Here is a 24265-nt window from a genome sequence, read left to right on the forward strand (position 1 = left end):
CGGGCTGTGCAGGGCGAGGCACCGCGCGTACGGGCCGCTGGCGACCGGCCACAGGACCGGGGGTCAGGACTCCGTGTAACGAGCGAGAAACTTCAGCTCGGCTGCGGAGATGCGCCGCGGTCGGCCGGTGTCCAGGTCGTACGCGGCCATCTTCGTCACGGCTTCCGCGTACGTACGCTCGGCGTCCCGGATGGCGTATCCGAGTTCGAGCCGAGCCCCACGGCAGCTGATGACCCAGACCTGCACGTCGACCGGCTCCTCGCGGTACGTCAGCGGGGCGCGGTAGTCGACGACGGACTGGCTGACCACGAAGGCTCGCTGGCGCCGTCCAGCTTCGTCCGCCGGCAGCATGTCCTGGAACATGCGGGTACGCGCCTCCTCCAGGTAGGTGAGGAACAGCGAGTTGTTGACGTGCCCGTAAGAGTCCGCGTCCGCCCAACGCAGCGGCAGCGGATAGGTGTAGGTGTTCACGAAGAGGTCTTTCTGTGCGAAGGGCTTGGTGCGGCAGCGACTGCACCAGCTGGGCGCTTGCGCGCCATTCGGTTACACGGCGGGCCTCATGGCCTAGGGTTCTTGGCCAGCGCCCTGGGCGCCGAGCTCGCCGGTGCCACTCTCCTGGATCGACTGCAGGACGTCGCGGAGCACGCGCTGCTCGGTGTCGCGCTCGTGGAGAAGCTCGCCAATGCGGGCGGTTGCCGCCGCACTGTCGGCCGGCAGTGCGGCGCGGACCAGCTGACGCATCTCGGCGAGGCGGCCCCCTGTAGGACGCCCCTGGGCACGCGGGCGACCACCGTGGCCGGCGAGACGTGAGTGACGGACCAGATCCCGATCGCCTCCTCGACAGCCCACACCACGGTGCGCTGGTCGGGGGCGAGCGTCAGCTGGACATCCCTGCCCAGAACCTGGCTGATGGCCGGCAGCGGTACGCCGTCCGCCCCTGCAAGGGCCGCCGCTTCCTCGGCGGTTGAGACGACTGTCCGGGAGGCGAGCGCCGCCGCTTCCCGGCGCCAGCGGGTGGCGGCATCTTCGGCCGCGCGGTTTTCCGCGTGTCGCCGCGCGATAGCCACATCGTCCTGGTTCGCCGTCGTGGCGGCCCAGGCGTCGCGGGTGCCTCCCAGGGCGTCCCGCTCGTCGTCCCCTCCGCCCTCGACCCAGGTGATCACCACGAAGCGGCAGTCGGGCATCGACGCCGGGTAGAGGACATGGCTCACGACCTCGACGGTCTCCCAGTCCAGCGTCGGTATGTTCATCCGGAAGACGTGGCCATCGCGCGTCTCGCCCATGTCGTACTCGGTTTCCCACACCTGCCGCACGTCGACATCCTTCTTGACGTCGTCGATCAGCCGGCGCAGCTCTGCATCATTCGGCCTGGTGGCCTGGGCGAATTTCAAGATCTTTACGTACGCCGACGCGTGCTTGTCCCAGTCCTGGTACTGGGCACGGGCCTCCGGTTCGGTCAGGGCCCAGCGAATCAAGTTCGCACCCGGCTCCATCACCCATGGCCACCACTCGGCCATCGCAGTGTTGAAACCCAAGATGTTCCAGTGCTGGTCACACAGGTACGCGGGGCTGGGCATCTGCCGGTCGATGAGCAGGCGCAGCGCCTGCTGCAGCTCGGGCTGCCCGGAACCGCTCGGCGGCACCAGGGCGGAACCGATGTTGTAGAGCACCAGCGCATGACGCTCGTCACGGTCCAGGTTGAGCAGCGTCGCCAGGGACTCGACCTGCTCCCGGGTCAGCCTGGGCGGGATCGCGCCACGCTCGATCTTGCGGTACGTCCGCTCGCCCATGTCCAGGGCCTTGGCCGCCAGCGTCTGGTTGACCCGTGCGTTCCTGCGCCATCTCCGCAGCAGTGCGCCGAACCCCATGAACTGGCCGGCCACTGGCTGCTCGACATCGTCCCCAGAGGTCACTTCGCCCCCCGAGCCGGCGACCTGACCCGGGACCTCCTTGTCCGCAGCCTCGTCGCTGCCGGGGCCTTGTTCATTTGTGACCACGAAAAACCTGCCTTTACGCCTTTGCGGAGACTCCCATTTCCGGGCGCGCAAAAGGGTCCAGTGCATGCACCGAACCCCCGCCCCACCATCTCCCGACAGGAACCATACGCAACATTTAAGCGATCTTGATCGCATGTGGCATGGGGCACAAAGGGGCATCCCTGCACTGGTTTAACGTCGAACCAGATGGAGCCGACATCGCGTACATTCGCACCCGAATCGGACGTCACCCCTGATCAACAAGTGGGCCGCCGGGAAAACCGGAAAAAGGTTGCCGATTTTCGTCGGACCACCTCGCGTTCGGTCTAGACCACATTATCTAATGCCTTATCAGATCCACCCCCAAACGCCACTCCCCTTACCTGGCAAGCGACTTACGGTCACGTAGGCCGGAGGTCAGGCGCCTGCCACCGTGACGACGTTTGCGACTAAAGCGGACAAAAGATCGCCGTTGACTGCCTTGATGACGCTTGGCTTAAATCGCTCTGGCCAGCAGGTTCGACAAGGCGTTGTGCATGAGACACGTGGGGGCACCGTGACGCTCACCTCCGAGACCCGGAGCAAGCAGTCGGCTGCCCAGCCTCGCCCGCCGCCTCCATCCATGGCGTCTGTCGAGCGCTCCCAGGAATCGCGGCAACGATTCTCCGGCAGCCTTGGCGACACGTGCGAGCGACAACCTGGCGTCTCGCCTCGTCACGCTCTGCGACTAGTACAGAGATTAAGAACCAACTCTGGATCTTGCCGCAGGCCCGTGCGTATGTTCCTCGTCCCCCGGGCAGCCCTGCCCGGCGCGGCGAATGCGAGGAGCGAGCGGCACACGGACCGGCCATATAGGTCCGTAAACAGCGGCGGCGTCCGAGAGTGAACTCCCGGACGCCGAACGCCTGACGGCATAACCGCCCCGGCAAGGGCGGCGATTGCCCACCATCACCACGCTGATCCCATTCCACCGGGCGCGTCAGCGTGGCAACACTGCAAAGGGGATTCTTGCATGCCTCCTGCCCTGCGCAAAAGGCCCTTCCGCCTGGCCTGCGCGGCAGCCACCTCCGGACCGGCGCCTTCCTGCCCCGAGCCGCATCACACCGCCCCGGCTTCGGTAAGCCACCGGCCCCGCCTCGCGCGCGGGAGCGGCCGATGAGCAGCGAAGCCCGCGAGTGGGTGTGGGAGCACAGCTCCAGCCGGGGAACGGCACGCCTGGTCCTGCTGTCGATCGCCGACCGGGTGGCCGACGAACAGTGCGTCTCCTGGGCGTCGCTGTCCAGCCTGGCCAAGCGCACCCGCGCCTCCGTCTCCACGGTGCGCGAAGCCCTCGGTCGACTGGTCGCCGGCGGTGAGCTGGAGCAGCTGGACGACCTCACCGGCCCCCAGCGCAGCACGGTCTACCGCCTGCCCCTCGCCGCGAAGGCCCTGGCACAAGCCATGGGAGAACAGGAGGACGCCGACCAGGCGACGGCGGACGATCCGGAGGCGAGCCCGACACTTCGGCTCTCGGCCCTGCGGCGGTACGGAATCCGCCCGCGTGAGGTACCGGAATCCCGCGAGACGGTCCGGAAACCGGCAGTAGCGGAAACCAGCAGGTCCCGACGGAAACCGGCACCTCGGCATACCGGAAACCGGCACAGCGATGTACCGGAAACCGGCACACAGAACCGTAGTGAACCGGATCTGAACCGTAGGTACAGCAGTGGTGCCGCCGTCCTCTCGGCTGCCGAGTGGCAGGTCGACCCAGCCACCCACGCCTGGGCCCGCCGGCAGGGACACCTCGACCGCCTCGGCGAACAGGGCCTGCAGGCAGCCGATGCGAAGTGGCGCGCGCACCGGGCAGACTTCAAGCCGCGACCGGCCGCTGTCTGGGCTGCCGACTGGCGCTCCTGGATCGCCCGAGAGCACGCCCCCAGCCGCCCGAACCTCTACGCCGTGCCCGGCGGAGGTTCCGGTGCGCCGGGCGGCATGACGCGGGCCGAGGCCCACACCGCCGCCCTTCTCGCCGCCCTCGACGAGCCGACCGGAACGGAGGGCTGACCATGGATCGCCGCGAAATCGCAGCCCTGCTGGCCTACATCGGTCGGCTCGACCCCCGCACCATCCGCACCGACCAGGGCGAGGCCCGCGACCAGCTCGCCCAGTGGCACGAACTGCTCGGCGACGTGCCGATGGCCACGCCGCACGGCTGGGATGCCCGTGTCGCCGCCCGGCAGCACATCCGCACCTCGCCGTACCAAATCCTGCCCGCGGACGTGGCTCGTCCCTGGGAGAGCTACCGGCGCGACCGCCTGGCCCGGCACTCCGACCCCACGCCGTCCATCGACCCTGACAACCAGGCCGCCTGGACGGCCGAACTGGCCGGGGCTCGCCGCGCCGTCGCCGCCGGCCTCGCGCAGCCCGCGCAGGCCCGGGCGATCACCAGCGGTCGCGACGGGGTCGACCCGAAGCTGGAGGCCCGGCTGCGGGCGATCGGCTCCTGCATACCGCCCGCCGCCCGAGCTGCCCTCGCGCCCTACCGGCCCGCCCGTGCCGCGCGTGAGGCGGCCGTAGCCCAGGGCCAGCCCGACGCCCTGAGCGTTCGCTGCGAGTGGTGCCTGGCCCAGCCCGGTGAGCCGTGCCGCCGCCGAAGGGTCGGCCCCGACGGCGGGGCACGCGGGACCGCCCCGCGCGCCACGCCGCACCCCGGCCGCCTCGACATCGCCGCCGCACAGCAGGCCCAGCAGACCGAGCAGGTCCGGCAGCCCGCGATGGCCTGACCGGCACGCAAGGCCAGTGCACCAGTCAGGTGCACCGCCGAAACACCATCGTCCCGCCTCGGCTGCGGCGCACGTCCCTGCGCCGCAGCCGGTACCCGACGCCGCGTCCGCCCAGCGCCGGCCCCGACCGGCCGACGCGGCAGCACATCGGAGACACCCTTGCGTCACATCACCACCCACCACGCGCCGGCCACCGGCCTGCGCGGCATCGGAGACACGAGCTGGCAGAACCGAGGAGCGTGCCACGGCATGGACCCCGAGGACGCCGACGCCGTGTTCTTCCCGCTCCCGCGGGACCACGAGGCCATCGCCGAGGCTAAGGAGCTGTGCGGCTGGTGCCCGGTGCGCGGCGACTGCCTCAACTACGCCCTGGAGAACGTCCTCAAGGAGGGCATCTGGGGCGGGCTCACCGAGGCGGAGCGGCGCCCCTGGCACGACGGACTGCCCCAGCGCCTCGACTACAGCCGCGTGATCGCGTTCTTCAACGGTCGCGACGTGCACCTGACCGAGGTCGAGCGCCAGGTCGTCATCGACCACGCCTATGTCCGGGGCTGGCGACCCGACCGGCTCGCCGCCGCGCTGCAGATCAGCCACAAGCACGCCCGTGACCTGCTGCGGCAGGCGGCCAACAAGGTCTTCGACCGCGACCGCACCTACGGCGTGCCCCGGCCGAAGAAGAAGGGGAAGAAGACCGCCCCGACCACCGGTGGCCCCGCACTCGCCCAGCCCGGCACACGGCAGCCGGTGACCCGTCCGGTGGCGTCCACCTCGGCGCACTCCCCTCTCGGAAAGGCCGCATGACCCACCCCGTCCTGTCCCTCGGTGCCGCTCCGGACCCGTCTCTCCTCCTCGCGATCGGCGTGCCCGCCGCCCTTGTCCTGATGCTGACTGCTTGGGCGATGCGGCGGCGGGACACGCGCCCGCAGAAGCGTCTCGGCAGTCCGGCGGTCAAGGTCGCCGCGTTCGCCGCGCTCGGCTGTACCGCCTACAGCGCGGACACGAGCTGGCGCTTCGCCGCCGACTACCTCAACATGGCCGGCACCGCCCAACGCGCCGCGATGTTCGCCGCAGCGGAGCTCGCTCTCTTCGCGACCGCGCTGATGGCCCGGCAGAACCTGGCCACACAGGGCGCGCCCGGCCTACCCGGCACGCTGGTCTGGGTGATCACCGGAGTCCAGGTGATCCCCGCCTTCGCCGAGAGCGGCCCCGTCGGCGGCACCGTCCGCGCCTTCGTCGGCCCGATCATGGCGGCGATGCTGTGGCACCTCGCCATGGGAATCGAACTGCGCCTGCGCACGCCGGGCGCCGCGTCCCGCGGGTTGATTGCCACCCTGGGGCGGGAGGCACGCGAACGCCTGCTGTCCCGCCTGGGCATCGCCGCCCGGGACCGCGACGCCGCGCAGATCACCCGTGACCGGGCCACCACCCGTGCGGTCGCCCTCGCCGCCCTCCTCGCGGAGCGCACGCCCGAGCAGCAGCGGAGCTGGCGCGGCCGACGCCTCACCCGGCGGCTGTCGAAGGCCCTCGGCAGGGCATCGGTCGGCACCGACCCCCTCCAGCGCGCGCAGCTGCTCGACCAGCTCGCCGCCCGCCGGCACGCCCTCGCGCTCGCCACGGTCCCGCTCCCCTCCCCCTGGTCCCCGCCACGTGGCAGTGCCACGACTGCGACGGTGCCCTCGCCGCGGATGCCGAGCACGGCGGTCCCCGCGGCCGGTCCCCACGGTCACGCCGAACTGATCGGGGACCGGGGACCGCGTGAGGAGGGGGGACCGGTCCCCGGAGCCAGGGAACATGACGCGGGGACCGAGAGCGGCGACGCGGGGACCGAGCCCGTTGGGGACCGGGGACCGACCGACACCGACACCGACTCCGAACCCGCCAAGACGGAGCCCACCGAACAGGACGGTGACGCGGGGACCGGCTGCCCGCCGGTCGAAGTGCCTGGTCACGCCCAGGTTTGCGACCGGGGACCGAAGGGCGCCGAGTCGGGGACCGGCCCGACCGGGGACTGGGGACCGACCGACACCGACACGGGGACCGGCCCCACCGGGGACCGGGGACCGACCGACACCGACACGGGGACCGACCCCACCGGGGACCGGGGACCGAAGGGCGCCGACACGGGGACCGACCCCACCGGGGACTGGGGACACAAGGTCCCCCTCCGCCGGAAGCCGACCACCAAGGCCAAGGTCAAGGGAAAGCGAAGTGGCCGGTCCCGAAGCCCACAAGCACAGCGTCCGCCACGTGAGCCGGAGCAGTCCGTAGACCAGCTCGTCCAGCAGGTCCGCCCCCACGTCCCCGCACTGCTCGCACGGGATGGCAACGGGGCCGTCACCCGGGTCCAACTACGGGAGATCCTCCGACGCGAGGGCCTCAAGGGCGGCCGGAACGACCGGCTGAGCCTCGTCCTCCAGCAACTGCGGAGCGACGACACCATAAATACAAGGAGCACCGCCCGATGAAGACCTGCCACCAGTTCAACACCGTCCGTGCGGAGTACCAGCGGGAGATCGGCTACATGATCGCCCACTCCAAGCGGCACGAGGGCAGGCCGGCGGCCAAGTCCAGCGCGAAGCAGGCTGCATCGACGAAGCAGCGGATGGCCAGGGCGCTCAGCAGCCACGTCGCGCGCTGCCCCGAGTGCGGCTGAACCGGCAAGAACCCAGCTCAACGTCCCTACTCGCACATAGGTGGCCCGGCTCCCCGCCGGGCCACCGCCCTCTCCAGGAAACACACCGTGATACCGCGCTCCGTTCGCACATCCGAGCCCACGATCGCCGAGGCCGGCGCCTGGGCGGACGTCCTGATCCGCCGACGCCTCCTGTACGCCGCAGTCCTGGCCCCGACCGGCCAGTGGCTCGTCCAGTTCCAGACCGACGGACCCGTCCCCGTCCTCACCGGGCCGGCCGACGTCGTCGAACTGGCCGCAACCATCCAGCACCGCATCCGCTCCACGAGGCCCGACTCCCGATGACGCACCCGATCCAGAACGGCAACACCCCGGCACTTGCGAGCGACTCCAACACGGTCTCGCGGCGAGCAAGTTGGGGCGGAAGTAGTACTTCCGCCGAGTCCACCCCCGAGGGGGCGGAAGAGGACCTGCACCGGGGGGCGCAGGTCCGGGGGGCTTCGACCGAGGGCGGATCGAAGCCGGAGGAGGAGCGCAAGCCGAATCGTCGACCTCGTGAGCGACCTGCCCGTCAGCGTCCACGTCAGCCGCCCGAGAAGAAGCGCCGCCACCTGCGTACTACCCGCTTCAACGATGCCGAGTTCGCCCTGATCTCCTCCGCCGCCGCCCAGTGCAACCTGACCGTCGGCGGCTTCCTCGCCCGTGCCGCGCTCGCTGCGGCCCGGGATCTCAACCGAACGAACGCCGAGATCGCCACCGAACGCGATGTTCTGACCGCGCTGTTCGACAGCCGGCGCAAGCTCGGCTGGGCCGGCAGCAATCTCAATCAGGTGACGAAGGCCCTGAACTCCGGTGCCGAAATCTCACCTCAGCTAGAGGCAAGCCTCGCGGCCGTGCGGCGGGCCGCCGACGCAGTGCATGCCGCCGCGACCGCCGTCCTCGAACAGCAGGCAGCATGATCCCGAGCGTCAACGCGCCAGGCGACCGGACCATCGGCCTGCTCGCCTACCTCTACGGCCCCGGCAGGCACGAGGAACACGTGGACTCCCACCTCGTGGCCTCCTTCGACGGCATGGCCCCCGACCCCGGCCGCGACCCGAACACCACGCTAAAGGCACTCCAGCAGCTCCTGGACCAGCCCGTCCAGGCGCTGCCGACGCACGCCCGGCCCGCCAAGCACGTGTGGCACACCTCCGTCCGCACCGCGCCCGGCGACCGGACCCTGTCCGACGAGGAGTGGGCCGAGGTCGCCCGCCGGATCGTCGCCGCGACCGGCATCGACCCCGGCGACGGACAGCCCGGCTGCCGGTGGGCAGCCGTACGGCACGCGGACGACCACATCCACATCGTCGCCACCCTCGTGACCGAGGACGGCCATCGCCCCGACGACTACCGCTCCGGCGCCCGCGCCCAGGCCGAGGTCCGGCTCATCGAAAAGGAACTCGGCCTCCACCAGGTCGCACCCGGCGACGGCACCGCCGCTCAGCGGCCCACCAGCGCCGAACGCCACAAGGCCGAACGCCAGGGCCGCGAGCGCACCGCCCGTGAAGAACTGCGCGAGACGGTACGGCGAGCGGTGGCCGGCGCGACCAGCGACGAGGAGTTCTTCGACCGGCTCGCCCGTGACGGCCTCCTGATCCGTAAGCGTGTCGCGCCCTCCGGGGACCTCCTCGGATACAAGGTCGCCCTGCCCGACGACCGCAACAAGGACGGCGAGCCGGTGTTCTACCCCGGCGCGCGCCTCGCCCCAGACCTCTCGCTGCCCCGCATCCGCGAGCGCTGGTCCGCCGATACCCAGAACGGCCCGGCTCCCCGGCAGGAGGACGGGGTCCGTTCGGGGCCGGGTACTCCGACCGCGGCCCGGCGCAGGACGGCGTCGGCCGCGTGGCAGGCCGTGCTGGTCGTCGAGCACGGCGAGGACGCAGTCGCCGCCGCCCACATCGCCGCAGTGGGAGAGGTCCTGGACGCCCTCGCAAAGACGTCCGCCGCCCACACCCGCCGTGAACTGCGAGACGCCGCAACGGCCTTCGAGCGGGCTTCGCGCTCCCACGTCCGCGCCGTACGCGGGCACGACCGGGCCCTGCGGCAGGCTGCCCGCGACCTCGTCCACGGCGGCCCGGCCCTCGGCCGCGGCGAGGACGGCGCGAGCACCGCGATGGCGATCGACATGTTGTTCTTCCTGATCACCGCTGCCGCGCACTGGCACGCGAAGAAGGGCCACGCGCAGCAGGCCGCCGCAGCCGCACGGGCCGCCGAGCACCTTCGCGCCGCCTATCAGGCCGCCGCCGCCCAACCCCTCGGCGTGCTCTACCAGCGAGGCCGGCGCCTGAACCGGCCGATGCTCCAGCGGCAGACGGTGTTGCTGCGCGAAGCGCTGCCCAGACTGGCCGAACGGATTCTCGCCGAGCCCGGCTGGTACGCCCTGGCCGCGACCATCGCAGACGCCGAAGCCGCCGGCCACGACCCGGCCACCCTCCTGTCCGACGCGGTCAGGCGCCGGGAACTCGACACCGCGGACTCGGTCAGCGACGTGCTCGTGTGGCGGCTGCGGCGGATGGCCGACCTGCCCGCCGACCCATCGGAACTGCCCTCGAACGGCACCACGGGTGGCCCGGCCACGACACGCAGGACAACCTCCCGGCCGTCTGCACCTGGCTCACGGCGCGGCGGGAAGGATGTGGCGGGCAAGACGCGGTGACCCCCAGTCTCTGACTCGCTGGAAGCGGACTGTTGACTCTGTGAATTGAAGCTCCTAGGGGCGTAGGGGACGATCATGACGGAAGCAGGACGAGGCGAGGGAGAGATCAGGGTGTTCCACCGGATACGCCGCCGGGTGGCGGAGCCCAGCGAGGCGCAGCGCCGATTCTTCGAGCTGTCGGCGCGGCTGCAGGACCAGGTCCCCCCAGGAATCGGTGGGCCGTCGGCCGGGCCGGAGCGCAGCGAGCCGGCTACTGCGGTGGACGACTTCCTTCCGCCGGAGCTGCGCGTGCCCAGCCACGACCAGCTCGACGGCAGGATGATGCCGTGGGCGCAGCCGCTCGTCCTCGACGGCGAGTTGGTCACCTGCACTGAGTGCGGCGCGTACCGGGACTGGCTCATCCTCTCCACCCACGGCGAGATCTGGCTGCGCTGCCGGGCCGGACATCAGCAGCAGGAGAACCGTCTGGACACCGCCTGGTACAACCGGAGCGCCGGGCCGGCGGACGCGATGCACGCCACGTTCGAGGACTGCCTGCGCCACCTCGGCCACTGACCCCTACCCCTACGACCTCACGGGCCCGAGGCCCGCACTGACCACCCGTCGCCAAGCACCAAGGGGTCAGTTCCGTATGCGCGTTCGCGTCGCCACCACCGCCCTCGGCATCACCGCCGCCCTTCTCGCCGTCCCCGCCTGCTCCACCGGCACGAAGCCCGACACCACCCCCTCCGCCCGTACGGAGAAGCCGGCCGACGCCGCCCAGAGGACCGTCACGCTCTCGTCGGCCGCGCTCGCGTCGCGCCTGCTCGACGAGAGCGACCTCGGCAGCGGCTACCTGCGCAAGCCGGAGCGCCCCGCCCGCCACGACGACGTCACCGTCATCGGCTGCCCGGCCCTGAGCGAACTGGGCGGCGAGGCGGCCACCGGCGGTTCGCTCGCCTTCCCCCGCAAGGCGAAGGCCACCTTCACCTACGCCGGCAGCAGCTCCGAAATCTCCGAGGAGCTTTACAGCGACAGCGCGAACAAGCTGTCCGACGGCATCGGCCAGATCTTCGACGCCATGACCGGCTGCCCCACCTATCAGGTCGTCGCGGGCGGTACCCCGATCGACATCGCCTCGCAGAAGCTGACCGCACCCCACGACCGCGGTGACGAGCAGTGGAGCCAGCTCCTGACCTTCTCCTCCGGAGGACGGAACACCGTGGTGAAGCAGGTCGCGATCCGCGACGGCAGTCTGCTGCTGATCGTCTCCGGTTCGCCGGCCCTCGTCGACCGCCACCTCGACAAAGCCCTCGCCAAGGCCACGGCCACGGCCACGGCCACGAGCTGACCGAACCAGATACACGGATGCCCCCGACCCTCACGGTCGGGGGCATCCGCCTGTTAGCCCACGCCCTGAGCAGCGCGTGCCGCCTGACCCGGCCCCCAGGGTGTGAAGCCCCATGCGCACGGGCGGCCGGGTAAAGCGTGCGCCTTCATCCCGGCACCGACATACTGCTGCCTCCGGCCCAGACCGCCGGCAACAGCATCGTGTGCACGGACAGACCGGGCTCGAGCAGCAAGAAGCCCGACCCTCCCTTCGGGAGAGGCCGGGCTGTATGCGTCGGTCAGGAGGACGAGCGCAGGGCACTAGATGGCCGGGGCGCGCAGGAGCCGCTCCTGGGTGGCCTCGGGCAGCACCCGCCGCAGGACCGGTGCGGTCGAGCTGAGGGAGGCGGCGAAGGCCGCGACGAGATCGTCCGGGACGCTGGCGCCGAAGGACACCGCCCACAGGCACGGTGCGCCGAGCGCGGGCTCGGCCCACGCCTGCCACCCAGCCGGTCCCACTTCGTCAGCCTCAGTGGTCAGGGCGCGGGGGTCGGCGTCCTGGATGAGGGGCGGCACCTCGCCGAGGCTGATGTGCGAGGTGAACGTCGGGTCCGTCGCCGCCGCCTGGGGCTGGTCGATATCGCGGAGCCAGCCGTGGGCGGCGACGGCGTCGAGTACCAGCTCGGGGCCGGCGATCGGCACGGCGGGCTGGTCACGGGCATCGAGCGCGATGAGGAAGTCGGCCACGGACTCGCCAGGGACGTCGGGGGTGAAGTACGCCGACCACTGGGCGAGCGGGCTGCTCGTGTCCGCGCGGGCGGAGATCTGCCAGGCGATCGGCAGATCCCCCAGGTGGAACGGCTCATCCGCCAGGCTCCACTGGGCCCACCGGAGGGAATCGGGGCTGATGTGCAGGACGGTGCTGCGCAGGACCTGGCGGTCCTCATCTGCTTCATCCGGCTGGTGGCGACCGCGAACGATCGTCAGGCTCGTCCAGCCCAGGCCGGCGAGCGTGTCGGCAACGGTGTCGTAGAGGCGCTTGTCGTCACCGGCCAGGTGCCGGGGACCGACCCAGAACGCGGGCTGACCACCGGACGGGGTGGACGGGTCGAGCGGGAAGTCGGGGTACAGAGGCGCCTCCAAAGGCTCGGTGCGGTTCTACTTGCCGCCGGTAGTTCGGCGGGGGCGGCGCGGTGGTGCCTGGACGGGGCCCTGCCAGGCAAGAGCGACGGCCACCTCGGGCGGAAGATGGCCGAGCTGTGTGTCCTCGACCCGCCCCTCTGCGAGGTAGACGACGGTCCGGCCGGTCTCATCCACGGACTGCACGACCTGCGCGAGGCGGTGTGCCATGGGGAAGAACGGGTTCATGGCCTGACGGACCGGAGCGCTCCGGTCGAAGCCGGACAACAGGGTGATGAGCTCGTCGACGGTCATCTCCGGATGCGTCACGAACAGCCTCCCTTTTGTGAGGAAAACGGTGAGCGGTAGTAGGGCCTGCCGCCGGGAGTCGGCGACCGCACTCGGTGAGCACTCCCGGCCGATCCCTGCGCTGTCACACCCGCCGTGAGGTTTCCAGCACGCGTGCCACTGCGGCGGCGACGATGCCGGCCGGCGTCTCGGTGTCGAAGGACAGGTGGTAGCCGCGCACCTTGGCTGTGCCGGTGACGGCGATCTTCCATCCTTCGCCGTCGGTGCCGGGGCGACCGAGCGGGAACCAGCCAAGGTAGAAGCGGCCGTCCTTGCTGCTGACGTGCACGTCCGCACGGTCGTCCACGATCAGGTTGAAGTCGTCGGCGGAGAATTGGTCCATCACGAGCGTGGGCTGGCCGGGCCCGAGCTGCCACTCGCGCAGCCGGAGGGCCTCGACGGTGGTGGAGAATCCGGGGCCAACGGGAGCCATGGTCACGGGCAATCACCTCTTTGACCTGGGGTTTCTTGCAAGGTCGTCTACGTTGACATGGTCTCGAACGCGTTGGCCAGTCTTTCCGCGCGCTTTCCTGTCTGCCCCCGGCGAACTGTTGCCTTCCGCCCCTTCGCGTCGCTCTCACGAAGTCGCCTGAAGGAAAGAGGTGGCCAACTAGAGGCCCGGAGGTGCAAGCTGGCCCGTTTCCCATCGTGAGGAGAAGTACATGGAGATCCGGCCGCTTGAGGAGCTGCGCGCTGCGGACGACCTGTCTCTGGCGTTCAACCCCTACGGTCTCGGCGGCCGCATGAAGCCCGAATACGCCACGGAATTCCAGCAACGGCAGATCGCCGACTGCGACCTGGCGGAGGGCGTCGCGGCCGGAACACGCGACTCCTTCGAGCGGCTTCGCACCGTCTTCGCCTACGGCGTGCTGTGCTACGACGTGTACACCATGGTCGGCGACCAGGCGCTCCTCATCTACGAGCAGGCGTTGCGCGACCGCTTCATGGAGTGGTGCTCCGGCACCATCACCTTCCGTCTCCCCCAGGCCCCGGACGTGTCCTACACCGTCACGTCGTACGACGACGTCAAGAAGCGCGCGGACCGGATGACACGGCAACGCGCGAAGCTGGTCGTCGACACCCACGCCATCGAGTTCAACGGGATGCTGCACGGGCTCCGCCTGTGGGCGCGTACGGCGGGTCTGCTCCGCGGGCGGCGCAGCCGCGCGGTCGAAGACGCGCTGGCCAAGCTGCGTAACTACGTTGCCCACCCCTCCGGCCACCATGTCGACACCCCCGTCGATGCGGCCCGAACGGTGCGGGATCTGGCGGAGCTGATCAACCAGCTGTGGGGGCAGGCCACCCCCGATGGGCGCCTATACCCAGCACCCCTGCACCGGGAGATCATCGTGCTGAGCTGGAACGGCTCCGGGCAGGCACGGATGGAACCCGCCAGCGCGCTCACCGCCCCCGACCCCATGGAAGATCACGAGAGCGACGAGTACCAGTACGTCGTGGTACGGGCCATCCCCTTCATCCCGGGCAGTCGCTGGAATGACGCTCACTGGGCGGAGTTCGACACCCGCTACGACACCACACGGTTCCCGACGGATTACCTGTGGGGGCCGGGCACCCGCGAGGAGGCCCAGGCATGGCTGGAGCAGGAGCGCCCCAAGGGGGACAGCATCGACTTCACCGACCGGGTGTTCCTCGTCCAGGACCACGGGCGGCTGCTGCCACCGATGCGGCCGGCGGTAGCGGCCGGGCTGCCCGACGCCGAACGGGTCGGGGCCTGGCATGCCGTGCGGGCCGACTTTCCCGACGACGCCTTCACGCACGTCCGAGGCTCCAGGGATCGCAACGCCGGTCACGCCCGCCGCCCCGGAGACTGTCCTGCCTGCTCTGCTGAGGTCCTTGGCTCCGGCACCTACGACGAAGCCCTTCATGCTGCTGCCGCCGCTCTGGGACCGATCCAGGCGGTGCACCTGCCCTCCGTCCGGCTCCCCTCGTCGATCTTCTGGCCCCACCGACCGTGAGCAGCACAACGTGAGGAGACGGGGGCAGGCAAACAACACCAGCCGCCATGGGTCATGGCCGCGACTGCGCCATGACGGCAGGAGCCATGCAGATCGGCGTGCCCGCCACCCGGCCCCGGGGAGGGCCCAGGCCCGTGCCAGGGTTATCCCCATGGACCCCATGATCCCCGCAGACGTACCCGACGAGCCGCCGCTCACCTACGCCGACAGCTTCGATATACCGGTCCTGTTCCGTAACGGGCCCGCGGACAAGCCCAAGAGGCAGTGGCGGACGGCCGAGCACAAGGCGTGGACCGGGTCGGACGGGTTCCCGGCAGCGGATGGCTGGTACGCCCCGACCACCACGTGGCGCGAGATCATCAAGGCCGCCACCGAGGTCGGCCGCGACGTCACCCCGCACCTGCAGAACCAGCCGCGGTACGCGCACGGGGAACTCGTCGCGCGGGTCGCCCCGCTGTACGCCTACCTCGGCGCGCACCCCGTCGAGCCCCGGCACCCCGTAGCGGGCGCCAAGGGCCGGCGCCTGACCCTGAACCCGGTCTACGCGCACGGAACCGAGCGCACGGCGAAGAACGCCGCTGCCTACCGGCTGGGCATGACGATGACCGAGTGGGCCTGCCGCTCGCTGCTCGGCCTCGGTCAGACCGAACACCTCGAACTCGGCGGCCCCATCCCCGCCCTGAGCGAAACCTTCAAGGACCCGAAGAAGAAACTGCCCGACCTGTGGGGACGGCACGAGACGGAGGAGATGTACTGGCTTATCGAGGCCAAGGGCGGCAATGTCGGTGTCGACGTACTCCGCAAGGGGTGGGCACAACTGGCGGCTGGCAGCAAGATTCTCGGCTCGTACGCGCACCGCACCGTGCTGGTCGGCGCCTCTGTGCGGCCCGGAGACGACCTCTTCCTCACCATCGACCACGACCTGCACCCCGGCCAGCCGCCGCTCATCCCAGGCGGATCCGACACCGACGACCAGGCAGCGGCGGGTCCGGGGAACCTCGAAGACCGCCTCGGCGACAGCGACGACGCGCTCATCGGCGCGGCCCGCGCCCAGATGCTCGCCTACCTGGCGCTGCGCTCCGCTCCCGCCTCTCAGCTGCGCACGGTGCCTGTGCCGGCTGACCGCGCTTCCCGTCGCCGACGCTCCGGTCTGACCACCCCCCTGGAAGACGACACCCTCACGCTCGCCATGCGAACCGACGCCCGCGGAGCGGCGCTCCACGGTGAGCAGCACAACCTGCGTGCCGGGATCCGCTCCATGGGGCTCGACGACTTCCTCACCTGCCGCATCCCCGGAACCGAGGTCCACCTCGGCATGTCCCGGAAGCTGTTCGCAGCCTGCGAGCGCCTCCACGAGGAAGATCTCGCCATCGCCCGGCGCACCCCGGGGCTGCGCGCCGAGGACCAGCTGGCCGACGACTCGGGGCTGAGCGAGGATGCTCAGGAAGAACAGCGACTCACCCGGCGGCGGATCTTCCGCGAGCAGCAGGAGGAAGCCCGTCCCCGGCTGCGCCCCCTGCTCCGTGAAGCCTACGAGCGGGGTGCGACGAGCGACTGGAGTGACCTGCTGCGCCGTCCCGAGGAACCGAAGCTTGATCTGGAGGGTGACGAGGGTCTTCTCGAAGCGGCGACGCCGGAGACGTACCTGGCCGTCAGCCGCTACGACGTGCCCCCGATCCGCGCCTAGCCCGTGGAGATGTGACTGAGCAGGCCAGTTGGCCACTTTGAGCACCACAGGTGGCCACGCGTTCCGAAGGTTTGCTGCCGCACTCGCCGTGTCCCACACGTGTCGTTCCCCATTGGCGGGAGGCTTTGGGTCGGGGCTGGGCTGCGGGAACCGCGACCGATCGTATTGCTTTACACACACATCGCGTGACGGAGATCACCGACACAGGGTAGGCGGACTCTCGTGGGCCTCGGGTCTGACTTGACGTGCACGAGCCGGAGTTGGGCCCTTTAAAGGCCGAGTTGCGGTCGTTGATTCGTTGAGTCCACGAATCAGGTCCGGGCGGTACGGGCTGTCGACGTGGGGCGGCCTGGGGCGTTCTGCGGGCAGGCGTACGGGTGGGTGGGATGCCGACGGCCGACATCCCGAGCATGGGATGCCGGCCGCTGTTCCGTGTGGGTCAGGCGCTGGGGTCGTGGGCGCCGACGAGTTCGTCGAGGACGTCTTCCATGGTGACGAAGCCGATGACGGTGCCCTTGGTGCCGGTGACGGCGGCGAGGTGGGTGTCGGCTGCTCGCATGGCGGTCATGGTGTCGTCGAGGGGTGTGTCGAGGGCGACCTTGGTGATCGGATGCAGGGACGTGCGGGGGAAGGGTGCGGTGCGGTCGTGGGCACCGAGGGCGTCCTTGATGTGCAGGTAGCCCAGGATCTCCTCGCCTGGTCCGGTGACCGGCAGGCGGGAGAACCCGTGTGCGGCCGCCGCCCGTTCCAGGCCCTGCGGTGTGATGTCGTGGCCGACGGTGACGATCCGCTCCAGTGGCACCATCACTTCGCCGACAGGGCGCGTGCCGAGCTCCAGGGCGTCCTGGAGGCGCTCTCCGTCCTCGGGCGCGAGGAGGCCGGCGGCGGACGAGTCCTTGACGAGGCGGGCGAGTTCGTCGTCGGTGAAGACCGCAGCGACTTCGTCCTTGGGCTCAACCTTCAGCAGCCGCAGCAGCATGTTGGCGAAGGCGTTGATGCCGAAGACGAACGGCCGCAGGCCGCGCGTGAGGGCCACCAGCGGCGGGCCCAGCAGCAGGGCGGTGGGCGCGGGTGCGGCGAGCGCGATGTTCTTGGGCACCATCTCGCCGATGAGCATGTGCAGGTAGGTGGCCAGGGTGAGCGCGATGACGAACGCGATCGGGTGGATCAGCGCGTCGGGGACGCCGATGGCGTGGAACGGGGGTTCCAGCAGGTGCGCGATGGCCGGTTCGGCGACCGCGCCCAGGACCAGTGAGGAGACGGTGATGCCGAGCTGGGCGGTGGCCATCATGGCCGAGAGGTGCTCCACGCCCCACAGGGTGGTCTTGGCCCGCCGGTTGCCCTTGAGGGCGGCCGGTTCGATCTGGCTGCGTCGTACGGAGATGAGGGCGAACTCGGCACCGACGAAGAAGGCGTTGGTGATCAGCGTGAAGGCGCCGATCAGCAGCTGGATCGCGGTCATCGGCCGGTCTCCTCGTCGGTGGCGCCGGTATCGGCCGGTGCGGTGAGCGTGATCCGGTCGGCGCGGCGGTGTTCTATGTCGAGCACCGTGAGTTCCCAGCCGTCGACGGTGACCGTGTCGCCCTGGACGGGGATGCGCTCCAGGCGGGTGGCGATCAGGCCGGCGAGCGTCTCGTACGGTCCCTCGGGCACGGCGAAGCCGATCTCGGCCAGCTCATCCACGCGGACGCTGCCGTCGGCTTCCCACACCCGGCGGCCGTCCTGCGCGGGGGCTTCGAGGAGGTCGGGGACCTCCAGTGGGTCGTGCTCGTCGCGGACCTCGCCGATGACCTCTTCCACGATGTCCTCGACCGTGGCGACGCCTGCGGTGCCGCCGTACTCGTCGATGATCACGGCCATGGTGCGGGCCTTGCGCAGCCGGCCGAGGAGGGTGTCCACGGGCAGGGAGTGCGGCACGAGCAGCGGCTCGGTCATCAGCTCGGTGACCTCGGTCTTGACCCGCTGGTCCTCCTCCAGGGCGAGGACGTCGCGGATGTGGACGGTGCCGATGACCTGGTCGAGCGTGTCGCGGTAGACGGGGAAGCGGGACAGGCCCGTGGCCAGCGTCAGGTTCGCCGCATCCGCAGCGGTGGCGTGGGCTTCCAGGGCCTGCACGTCCACACGTGGGGTCATCACGTTCTCCGCGGTCAGCTCGGCCAGATGCAGGGTCTTGACGAACAGCTCGGCGGAGTCCGCCTCGATCGCGCCCGCGCGGGCGGAATGCCGGGCGAGCGCGACCAGCTCCTCCGGGGTGCGGGCGGAGGCCAGTTCCTCGGCCGGTTCCAGGCCGAAGCGGCGCACCAGGCGGTTGGCGGTGTTGTTCAGGTGCCGGATCAGCGGGCCGAACGCGGCCGTGAAGGCGCGCTGCGGGCCGGCGACGACCTTGGCGACGGCCAGCGGCCGGGAAATCGCCCAGTTCTTCGGCACCAGCTCACCGACCACCATCAGCACGACGGTCGAGATCGCCACACCGAGCAGGGTCGCTGTGGTCGACACCGCTCCGGCGGGCAGGCCGACCGAGGTCAGGGGCCCGCGCAGCAGTGCGGAGACAGACGGCTCGGCGAGCATGCCGATGACCAGCGAGGTCACCGTGATGCCCAGCTGGGCACCGGAGAGCTGGAAGGTCAGGCGCTTGGCGGCCTTCAGGGCGCCTTCGGCGCCCCGCTCACCGGCCTGGGCGGCGCGTTCGAGATCACTGCGCTCGACTGTGGTGAGAGAGAACTCGGCGGCGACGAACACCGCACACGCCAGCGTCAGCGCGAGAGCGAGCAGGAGCAGCAGCAGCTCGGTCACCGTGCCACCCCCGCTCCCGGCTTAACGATCTGCGGGCAAGGCGTGGCACGGCTCGTACTGGGAGGTTCACCCATTGCGGGTCTGCTGCTCCTTCTTCACTCGGCGGACCGGGGCGCGGCCCTGTGGCTTGGCGGTCAGTATCGGCGACACAACTGTAAAGGAGTAGTAAAGACCCTGGCCAGAGGGTCTCACTCAGCGAGAAGGGTGAGCCGGTGCGGAATTTCCCGGCCAACCTGCGCCTGCGTACTCCACGTCTGTCGTGCTGCTCCTATGCTTCTACATGCTTGTAGATTACGCCAGGGCGGGGCGGTGCATTCCGTGCTGCCCGGTGACGTGCGCGCACCCTTTCGGGGTGCGTCGAGCAGGAGGGGAAACAGCATGGCTTCGATCGACCTGGACAAGGTGCTGGACAAGGCGTGGGCGGACAAGGGCCTGCCCGAGGTGCTGGCCGCGCCCGTGTCCGCGCTCAAGGGCGTCTCGGACCGGCAGGGGGAGCTGCTCAGGGAGGCATTCGGCGTCAAGACCGTCGCCGACCTCGCCGAGCTGAAGTACGTCGGCTGGGCCAAGGCCCTCGCGGCTCTGGACGCGGCGAAGTAACACCCGCGCCCGCGCGGTGCCGCAGGCCCAGAAACCTTGCCTGCGGCGCCGCTGCGAGCATCCCAACGAAACACAGCGCGAGATACGTGAAGGAGAACGCCACGATGGTGTTCAAGCGCCTGCTCGGCTCGATGGGTGTCGGCGGCCCCGCCGTGGACACCGTTCTCGACCCGGTCACCGCGGTGCCCGGCGGCACTCTGACCGGCGAGGTCCGCCTCACCGGCGGCCGGGCCGACTTCGACATCGAGCACATCAGCCTCGAACTCGTCGCCCGCGTCGAGGCCGAGCACGACGACGGCGAGCACGAGGGCACGGTCATCTTCGAGCGGTTCAACGTCGGCGGTGGCTTCCGCCTTGCCGAAGGTGAGCAGCGCGCCGTGCCGTTCGCGATCACGCTCCCGTGGGAGACCCCGATCACTCAGCTACACGGCCAGCCGCTGGGCATCGTCCTGGGTGTGCGGACCGAGCTCGGGGTGGCCGGAGCCAAGGACAAGGGCGACCTCGACCCCCTCGCGGTGAGCCCGCTGCCCGTCCAGGAGGCGATCCTGGAAGCCTTCGGCCAGCTCGGCTTCGGCTTCAAGTCCGCTGACCTCGAATACGGGCGCATCGGCGGCACCGGCCAGCAACTGCCCTTCTATCAGGAGCTCGAGCTCACCCCGGCCCCGCAGTACGCGCACCTGGTGAACGAGATCGAGGTGACCTTCCTCGCCAACCCGGGCGGGATGGAGGTCGTTCTGGAGGCGGATAAGCGCGGCGGGCTCTTCTCCGGCGGTCACGACGCGCTCGCCCGCCACGTCGTCAGCCACGAGGGGGCGGCGCACCGCGACTGGAACGCCGTCGTCGGCTCCTGGATCAGCCTGCTCATCGACGCCCACACCGCCCGCACCGCCCACCACCCGTACGGGCACGACGACGTGCACGCCAGCCACGCCCACAAGGACGAGCACGGCCACCACGGGCATGACAGCCACCACGGCGGCCACCGGTCCGGCCCCGGCATGGGCACCGTCGCTGCCGCCGGCGCCGCCGGCCTGGCCGTCGGGGTCGTCGGCGGCATGGTCGCAGCCGAAGCCGTAGACGAGATCGGCGACTTCTTCGAAGGCGACGACGAGGGCGGGGACGAGGAGGCGTAAGCCACGCCACCTTCGCCCACCTACCAACTTCTACGTTGGTGTAGAACTGAATGGTCCGGGCCGGCCCGTCGTCCCGGCCCGGACACCCCTACGAACCAATGGAGTTCTCCATGGCCCTGTGGGACCGCCTCAAGGAATCCGCCCAGCAGATGCAGACGCAGCTGGAAGCGAAGAAGAACGACCTCAAGTCCGGCGCCTTCCGCGACGCGTCCATGGCGATGTGCGCCCTCGTCGCCGCGGCCGACGGCACCATCGACCCCTCCGAACGCCAGCGAGTCGCCCAGCTGATCGCTACAAACGACGTGCTGCGCAACTTCGACGCCGCTGACCTGCAGCGGCGCTTCGACGAGAACCTCAGCAAGCTGACCAGTGACTTCGACTTCGGCAAGGTCAGCGTCTTGCAGGAGGTCACCAAGGCGAAGAAGAAGCCCGCCGAGGCCCGCGCCGTTATTCAGATCGGCATCGTCATCGGCGGTGCCGACGGCGACTTCGACAAGACCGAGCAGGCCGTCGTCCGCGAAGCCTGCTACACCCTCGACCTTCCCCCGCACGAGTTCGACCTCTAACCGCCAGCGCCCGCCCACCCGAGGGTGGGGCCGGCGGGCTCCGCGCAGATCGGACCGAGTGCTGGGGCAGCCGCAGCCTTCTGCCTTCGCGGCATCCAGGTGCCCTGTGCCGGGCAATGGGCGCTGAGCGCCTGCGCGCGGATGTAGGTGATGTGTCAGGCCACCCCCGCACGTACGACGGTCACCGGGCACTGGGCGTGATGGAGGACGGCCTGGCTGACCGAGCCCAGCAGTAGGCCGGTGAAACCGCCGCGCCAGCGCGCGCCGACCACGATCAGCTGGGCACTGCCGGTCGCCTCGATCAGCGCCGGGCGGGTGCGTCCGCGCACCAGGCGCAGATGAACGGTCAGGTCCGGGTACCGCTCGCGGTGCCCGGACAGGGCCTCGGCCAGCAGTCGCTCCTCCGTCGCCTGGAGTTGGCGCACGTCGCCGATCAGGTCCACTATCTCCAGCGGGCGGCCCGGGGCGGGCTTCTCATGATCGGTCCAGGTGGTCCAGGCGTGCAGAGCCACCAGGTCCGCGCCCCGCAAGGCCGCCTCGGTGAACGCGAACGCGACCGCCGCCTGCCCCTGAGCGGAGCCGTCCACCGCCACCAGCACGGGCCCGGCCGGCTCCGGTCGGCCACGGACCACCATCACCGGACATGCGGCATGGGCGGCCAGGTTGGTCGCCGTTGACCCCAGCAGCACATGGGCGAAGCCGTCCGAGCTGCGATGCCCGACCACGAGGAGCTGCGCGGTCCGCGATTCCGCCTCCAGCGCGGTGACCGCCTCACCCGCGATCACACCGTGGCTCGCCTGAACGCCGGGGGCCGCGGCCTGGGCCCGGGTGAGGGCCTCGGCGAGTATCTGCTCGACTCTCTCGCGCACACCCCCGGCTGGCGGGCCCAGAGGCGAGGTTCCCTGCGGGACGTGCAGGGCGGGCCAGACGAAGGCATGAACGATGTGCAGCTCCACGTCCCGCATCCGCGCCTCGCGAGCGGCAGCGTCCACGGCGGCCAGAGCAGCGGCGGATCCGTCCACCCCGACCACTACCGGCCCGGACATCACGTCGCCTCCCGTCACCGGCCCTCGCGCACCGACGACCGCCCTCTTCAGCTTCTCCCGCAGGCAGCGCGCGTGCCACCAGGGCCCTAGAGGGGCGTGGCGGCGTGAAGGATGAAGAAGAGGGTGACGGCCGAGTTCGCCGACGACAGCGCGGAGACCGTGGTGCCGGCCGCAGCGCCCCAGGTGGCTAGCCCCACCGCGGTGAACAGCGACGGCCAGCGGTGGGCGTGTGGGGCGGGGCCCAGGAGGGCCGCGACCCGGCGCGGCACCGGTCCCGCCGCGGCGAGAGAGGCGAGCGTGGCCAGCGGAGAACCACGGCTGATCAAGGCGGCCCTGCCGATCGCCACGGCCACCGTGCGGCGGCTGCCGACCGCGCGGGCCGCGTCCTCATCAGCCCACCGCTCGGCGGTATAGGTCACCGCCGAGCGCAGCGGGCGCAGGAACGGGTTGGCCCGCGCGGCGAGCTGCACGGCCAGCAGGAACCGGTGGTGCTGGCCGGCCAGATGGGCACGCTCATGGGCGAACAGGGCCCGCCGCTCACGTGAGGACAGGGCGGCGAGCATGCCGGTACTCACCACGATCCGGTCCCGTCGGCCGCCCGGCAGCGCGTACGCGTACGGCATCCCGTCGGGCAGCACGGCCACCGAGCGAGTGGGCAGACCTCGAAGAGCTCGCCCACTGGCCTTGCGTACCCGCCGGTGGCGCCACGCGGCCGACCAGCACGAGGTAATCACCGCGAGAAGCGCCGGGATGGCCGCCTTGCCCGCGACCTCGTCGTACGGCACCGCCTCGCGGACCTCGGGATCCGACCAGCCGTCGGGCAGCGGGTTGCCGGGCAGCTGCGCGGTTCCGACCACCATCAGCAGCGCCAGGCACAGCGTGCTGCACACCGCCAGCACCGCCGCGACCCCCGTCAGGAGCCACGTCGCGGTCCGCGGATGCAGATGCTGTTCGGCCAGCCGCGCGACCGGCCACGCCGTTAAGGGCAACACCAGCGGCAGGAAGACGAAGACCCCCATGGCCGTCAGTCTTCCCCGTCCTCGGGCGCCTGCGCCAGCAGCTCCCGCAGCAGCTGCTCATCCCGGGGCGACAGGGTGGTCACGAAGCTGGCCAGTACGGCCTGCCGGTCACTCTCAGCGTCCAGGACCCGCCTCATCCTCCAGGCGGCAAGGCCAGCCTCGTCGGCGACCGGCGTCCACTGAAACGACCGGCCCACCCGCTCCCGGGCGACCGCGCCCTTGGCCTGCAGCCGGGTCAGGATCGTCATCACCGTGGTGTAGGCGATGCCGCCTCCGATGTGCTCCTGCACCCAGCCCGCGGTGACCGGGCCCGGAGCCCGGCCCAGCGCGGAGAGCACCTGGGCCTCCAGCTCCCCCTGAGCCCGGCGGCGGGAAGGGTCGGCACCGCCCGTGTTCTGCACATCCATGCCGTCAACCTCCCGCCTCAAGAGCCCCACCGGCCGCGGCGGGGCGGTTCATCGTACAGACCGGACGATCTTCCCACCGACGTTCGCCCGTCACGGCGGCAGCGGCGGAGCAACCCGCCGAACCGGCCGTCCACCGGCGCGCTGGCGCTGCGGCATCGGGGCGCTGGTGCATCGTGGCCGCAGGCCCCACCTCGGTTC

The 24265-nt window shown here is 70.7% G+C and carries 25 protein-coding genes; 15 read left to right on the top strand and 10 right to left on the bottom strand.

Annotated features, from left to right (window positions below; all coding sequences use genetic code 11):
- Positions 1 to 63 precede the first annotated feature (63 nt).
- Positions 64 to 471 carry an acyl-CoA thioesterase gene (locus tag A4V12_RS09865; protein WP_064068889.1) on the bottom strand — a complete coding sequence of 136 codons (408 nt, stop codon included), beginning with the start codon at positions 469 to 471 and terminating at the stop codon, positions 64 to 66.
- Positions 472 to 557: 86 nt separating this feature from the next.
- Positions 558 to 2063 carry a helix-turn-helix transcriptional regulator gene (locus tag A4V12_RS09870; protein WP_234372124.1) on the bottom strand — a complete coding sequence of 502 codons (1506 nt, stop codon included), beginning with the start codon at positions 2061 to 2063 and terminating at the stop codon, positions 558 to 560.
- Positions 2064 to 3131: 1068 nt separating this feature from the next.
- Here A4V12_RS09870 and A4V12_RS09875 point away from each other — a divergent pair.
- From A4V12_RS09875 to A4V12_RS09920, 10 genes are all read left to right on the top strand, one after another.
- Positions 3132 to 4019, top strand: a complete 888-nt coding sequence (locus tag A4V12_RS09875; RefSeq protein ID WP_064068891.1) for a helix-turn-helix domain-containing protein — start codon at positions 3132 to 3134, stop codon at positions 4017 to 4019.
- A 2-nt stretch (positions 4020 to 4021) separates the two neighbouring features.
- Positions 4022 to 4738, top strand: coding sequence for a zinc finger domain-containing protein (locus A4V12_RS09880; protein WP_064068892.1), 717 nt, complete (start codon positions 4022 to 4024; stop codon positions 4736 to 4738).
- Positions 4739 to 4897: 159 nt separating this feature from the next.
- Positions 4898 to 5539 (top strand): WhiB family transcriptional regulator, encoded by a 642-nt coding sequence (locus A4V12_RS09885; RefSeq protein WP_064068893.1) that lies wholly within the window; start codon positions 4898 to 4900, stop codon positions 5537 to 5539.
- Complete coding sequence (locus A4V12_RS09890; protein WP_064068894.1) at positions 5536 to 7203, top strand: hypothetical protein; 1668 nt, start codon at positions 5536 to 5538, stop codon at positions 7201 to 7203. Before A4V12_RS09885 ends, A4V12_RS09890 begins: the two co-directional genes overlap by 4 nt.
- Positions 7200 to 7391: a hypothetical protein gene (locus A4V12_RS09895; RefSeq protein WP_064068895.1), complete on the top strand. Its 192-nt coding sequence runs from the start codon at positions 7200 to 7202 to the stop codon at positions 7389 to 7391. Before A4V12_RS09890 ends, A4V12_RS09895 begins: the two co-directional genes overlap by 4 nt.
- Before the next feature lie 87 nt (positions 7392 to 7478).
- Entirely contained in the window at positions 7479 to 7715 is a 237-nt protein-coding gene (locus tag A4V12_RS09900; RefSeq protein ID WP_064068896.1) for a hypothetical protein, read from the top strand.
- Entirely contained in the window at positions 7712 to 8329 is a 618-nt protein-coding gene (locus A4V12_RS38490) for a hypothetical protein (RefSeq protein ID WP_234372125.1), read from the top strand. The genes A4V12_RS09900 and A4V12_RS38490 overlap by 4 nt, the downstream gene beginning before the upstream one ends.
- Entirely contained in the window at positions 8326 to 10068 is a 1743-nt protein-coding gene (locus A4V12_RS09910; RefSeq protein WP_107415377.1) for a relaxase/mobilization nuclease domain-containing protein, read from the top strand. The genes A4V12_RS38490 and A4V12_RS09910 overlap by 4 nt, the downstream gene beginning before the upstream one ends.
- 75 nt (positions 10069 to 10143) lie before the next feature.
- The gene (locus A4V12_RS09915) at positions 10144 to 10623 is read left to right on the top strand and encodes a hypothetical protein (protein ID WP_423564294.1); all 480 of its coding nucleotides are present in this window, start codon (positions 10144 to 10146) and stop codon (positions 10621 to 10623) included.
- A 76-nt stretch (positions 10624 to 10699) separates the two neighbouring features.
- A complete protein-coding gene (locus A4V12_RS09920; RefSeq protein WP_064068898.1) occupies positions 10700 to 11398 on the top strand; it encodes a hypothetical protein in 699 nt (232 codons plus the stop codon).
- Between the two features lie 299 nt (positions 11399 to 11697).
- On the opposite strand, the gene A4V12_RS09925 is transcribed toward A4V12_RS09920, so the two are convergent.
- From A4V12_RS09925 to A4V12_RS09935, 3 genes are all read right to left on the bottom strand, one after another.
- Positions 11698 to 12519, bottom strand: a complete 822-nt coding sequence (locus tag A4V12_RS09925) for a DUF317 domain-containing protein (RefSeq protein WP_064068899.1) — start codon at positions 12517 to 12519, stop codon at positions 11698 to 11700.
- 15 nt (positions 12520 to 12534) lie between these two features.
- On the bottom strand, positions 12535 to 12825 hold the full coding sequence (locus A4V12_RS09930) for a hypothetical protein (RefSeq protein WP_064068900.1): 291 nt from the start codon (positions 12823 to 12825) through the stop codon (positions 12535 to 12537).
- Positions 12826 to 12928: 103 nt separating this feature from the next.
- On the bottom strand, positions 12929 to 13282 hold the full coding sequence (locus A4V12_RS09935; protein WP_107415378.1) for a DUF317 domain-containing protein: 354 nt from the start codon (positions 13280 to 13282) through the stop codon (positions 12929 to 12931).
- 223 nt (positions 13283 to 13505) lie between these two features.
- Here A4V12_RS09935 and A4V12_RS09940 point away from each other — a divergent pair, with 223 nt between their 5' ends.
- Both A4V12_RS09940 and A4V12_RS09945 read left to right on the top strand, forming a co-directional pair.
- A complete protein-coding gene (locus tag A4V12_RS09940; protein WP_064068901.1) occupies positions 13506 to 14819 on the top strand; it encodes a hypothetical protein in 1314 nt (437 codons plus the stop codon).
- 151 nt (positions 14820 to 14970) lie between these two features.
- Positions 14971 to 16506 carry a hypothetical protein gene (locus A4V12_RS09945; protein WP_064068902.1) on the top strand — a complete coding sequence of 512 codons (1536 nt, stop codon included), beginning with the start codon at positions 14971 to 14973 and terminating at the stop codon, positions 16504 to 16506.
- Positions 16507 to 16945: 439 nt separating this feature from the next.
- Here the strand turns inward: A4V12_RS09945 and A4V12_RS09950 are convergent, their stop codons facing one another.
- Both A4V12_RS09950 and A4V12_RS09955 read right to left on the bottom strand, forming a co-directional pair.
- Positions 16946 to 17968: a hemolysin family protein gene (locus A4V12_RS09950; RefSeq protein WP_064068903.1), complete on the bottom strand. Its 1023-nt coding sequence runs from the start codon at positions 17966 to 17968 to the stop codon at positions 16946 to 16948.
- Complete coding sequence (locus A4V12_RS09955; protein ID WP_064068904.1) at positions 17965 to 19299, bottom strand: hemolysin family protein; 1335 nt, start codon at positions 19297 to 19299, stop codon at positions 17965 to 17967. Before A4V12_RS09955 ends, A4V12_RS09950 begins: the two co-directional genes overlap by 4 nt.
- A gap of 378 nt (positions 19300 to 19677) precedes the next feature.
- On the opposite strand from A4V12_RS09955, the gene A4V12_RS09960 reads away from it, so the two are divergent.
- The 3 genes from A4V12_RS09960 to A4V12_RS09970 all read left to right on the top strand — a co-directional run bounded on the left by A4V12_RS09960 (position 19678) and on the right by A4V12_RS09970 (position 21595).
- Positions 19678 to 19896: a hypothetical protein gene (locus A4V12_RS09960; RefSeq protein WP_064068905.1), complete on the top strand. Its 219-nt coding sequence runs from the start codon at positions 19678 to 19680 to the stop codon at positions 19894 to 19896.
- Positions 19897 to 20000: 104 nt separating this feature from the next.
- Entirely contained in the window at positions 20001 to 21029 is a 1029-nt protein-coding gene (locus A4V12_RS09965; RefSeq protein WP_064069012.1) for a sporulation protein, read from the top strand.
- A 110-nt stretch (positions 21030 to 21139) separates the two neighbouring features.
- Positions 21140 to 21595 carry a tellurite resistance TerB family protein gene (locus A4V12_RS09970; protein WP_064069013.1) on the top strand — a complete coding sequence of 152 codons (456 nt, stop codon included), beginning with the start codon at positions 21140 to 21142 and terminating at the stop codon, positions 21593 to 21595.
- A gap of 155 nt (positions 21596 to 21750) precedes the next feature.
- Here A4V12_RS09970 and A4V12_RS09975 read toward each other — a convergent pair whose 3' ends face one another.
- The 3 genes from A4V12_RS09975 to A4V12_RS09985 all read right to left on the bottom strand — a co-directional run bounded on the left by A4V12_RS09975 (position 21751) and on the right by A4V12_RS09985 (position 24067).
- A complete protein-coding gene (locus tag A4V12_RS09975; protein ID WP_064068906.1) occupies positions 21751 to 22641 on the bottom strand; it encodes a universal stress protein in 891 nt (296 codons plus the stop codon).
- A gap of 86 nt (positions 22642 to 22727) precedes the next feature.
- The gene (locus A4V12_RS09980) at positions 22728 to 23660 is read right to left on the bottom strand and encodes a M56 family metallopeptidase (protein ID WP_064068907.1); all 933 of its coding nucleotides are present in this window, start codon (positions 23658 to 23660) and stop codon (positions 22728 to 22730) included.
- 5 nt (positions 23661 to 23665) lie between these two features.
- The gene (locus A4V12_RS09985) at positions 23666 to 24067 is read right to left on the bottom strand and encodes a BlaI/MecI/CopY family transcriptional regulator (RefSeq protein ID WP_064069014.1); all 402 of its coding nucleotides are present in this window, start codon (positions 24065 to 24067) and stop codon (positions 23666 to 23668) included.
- Positions 24068 to 24265: the final 198 nt, after the last annotated feature.

This window comes from Streptomyces noursei, assembly GCF_001646665.1.
GTDB lineage: Bacteria > Actinomycetota > Actinomycetes > Streptomycetales > Streptomycetaceae > Streptomyces > Streptomyces lavendulocolor.

Excerpts from the sequence above, each read along its gene's own strand:
- A4V12_RS09870 (WP_234372124.1), bottom strand. The coding sequence starts at position 2,063 with ATGCACTGGACCCTTTTGCGCGCCCGGAAATGGGAGTCTCCGCAAAGG.
- A4V12_RS09875 (WP_064068891.1), top strand. The coding sequence starts at position 3,132 with ATGAGCAGCGAAGCCCGCGAGTGGGTGTGGGAGCACAGCTCCAGCCGG.
- A4V12_RS09880 (WP_064068892.1), top strand. The coding sequence starts at position 4,022 with ATGGATCGCCGCGAAATCGCAGCCCTGCTGGCCTACATCGGTCGGCTC.
- A4V12_RS09890 (WP_064068894.1), top strand. The coding sequence starts at position 5,536 with ATGACCCACCCCGTCCTGTCCCTCGGTGCCGCTCCGGACCCGTCTCTC.
- A4V12_RS09895 (WP_064068895.1), top strand. The coding sequence starts at position 7,200 with ATGAAGACCTGCCACCAGTTCAACACCGTCCGTGCGGAGTACCAGCGG.
- A4V12_RS38490 (WP_234372125.1), top strand. The coding sequence starts at position 7,712 with ATGACGCACCCGATCCAGAACGGCAACACCCCGGCACTTGCGAGCGAC.
- A4V12_RS09910 (WP_107415377.1), top strand. The coding sequence starts at position 8,326 with ATGATCCCGAGCGTCAACGCGCCAGGCGACCGGACCATCGGCCTGCTC.
- A4V12_RS09915 (WP_423564294.1), top strand. The coding sequence starts at position 10,144 with ATGACGGAAGCAGGACGAGGCGAGGGAGAGATCAGGGTGTTCCACCGG.
- A4V12_RS09920 (WP_064068898.1), top strand. The coding sequence starts at position 10,700 with ATGCGCGTTCGCGTCGCCACCACCGCCCTCGGCATCACCGCCGCCCTT.
- A4V12_RS09940 (WP_064068901.1), top strand. The coding sequence starts at position 13,506 with ATGGAGATCCGGCCGCTTGAGGAGCTGCGCGCTGCGGACGACCTGTCT.
- A4V12_RS09945 (WP_064068902.1), top strand. The coding sequence starts at position 14,971 with ATGGACCCCATGATCCCCGCAGACGTACCCGACGAGCCGCCGCTCACC.
- A4V12_RS09950 (WP_064068903.1), bottom strand. The coding sequence starts at position 17,968 with ATGACCGCGATCCAGCTGCTGATCGGCGCCTTCACGCTGATCACCAAC.
- A4V12_RS09960 (WP_064068905.1), top strand. The coding sequence starts at position 19,678 with ATGGCTTCGATCGACCTGGACAAGGTGCTGGACAAGGCGTGGGCGGAC.
- A4V12_RS09965 (WP_064069012.1), top strand. The coding sequence starts at position 20,001 with ATGGTGTTCAAGCGCCTGCTCGGCTCGATGGGTGTCGGCGGCCCCGCC.
- A4V12_RS09970 (WP_064069013.1), top strand. The coding sequence starts at position 21,140 with ATGGCCCTGTGGGACCGCCTCAAGGAATCCGCCCAGCAGATGCAGACG.
- A4V12_RS09975 (WP_064068906.1), bottom strand. The coding sequence starts at position 22,641 with ATGTCCGGGCCGGTAGTGGTCGGGGTGGACGGATCCGCCGCTGCTCTG.
- A4V12_RS09980 (WP_064068907.1), bottom strand. The coding sequence starts at position 23,660 with ATGGGGGTCTTCGTCTTCCTGCCGCTGGTGTTGCCCTTAACGGCGTGG.
- A4V12_RS09985 (WP_064069014.1), bottom strand. The coding sequence starts at position 24,067 with ATGGATGTGCAGAACACGGGCGGTGCCGACCCTTCCCGCCGCCGGGCT.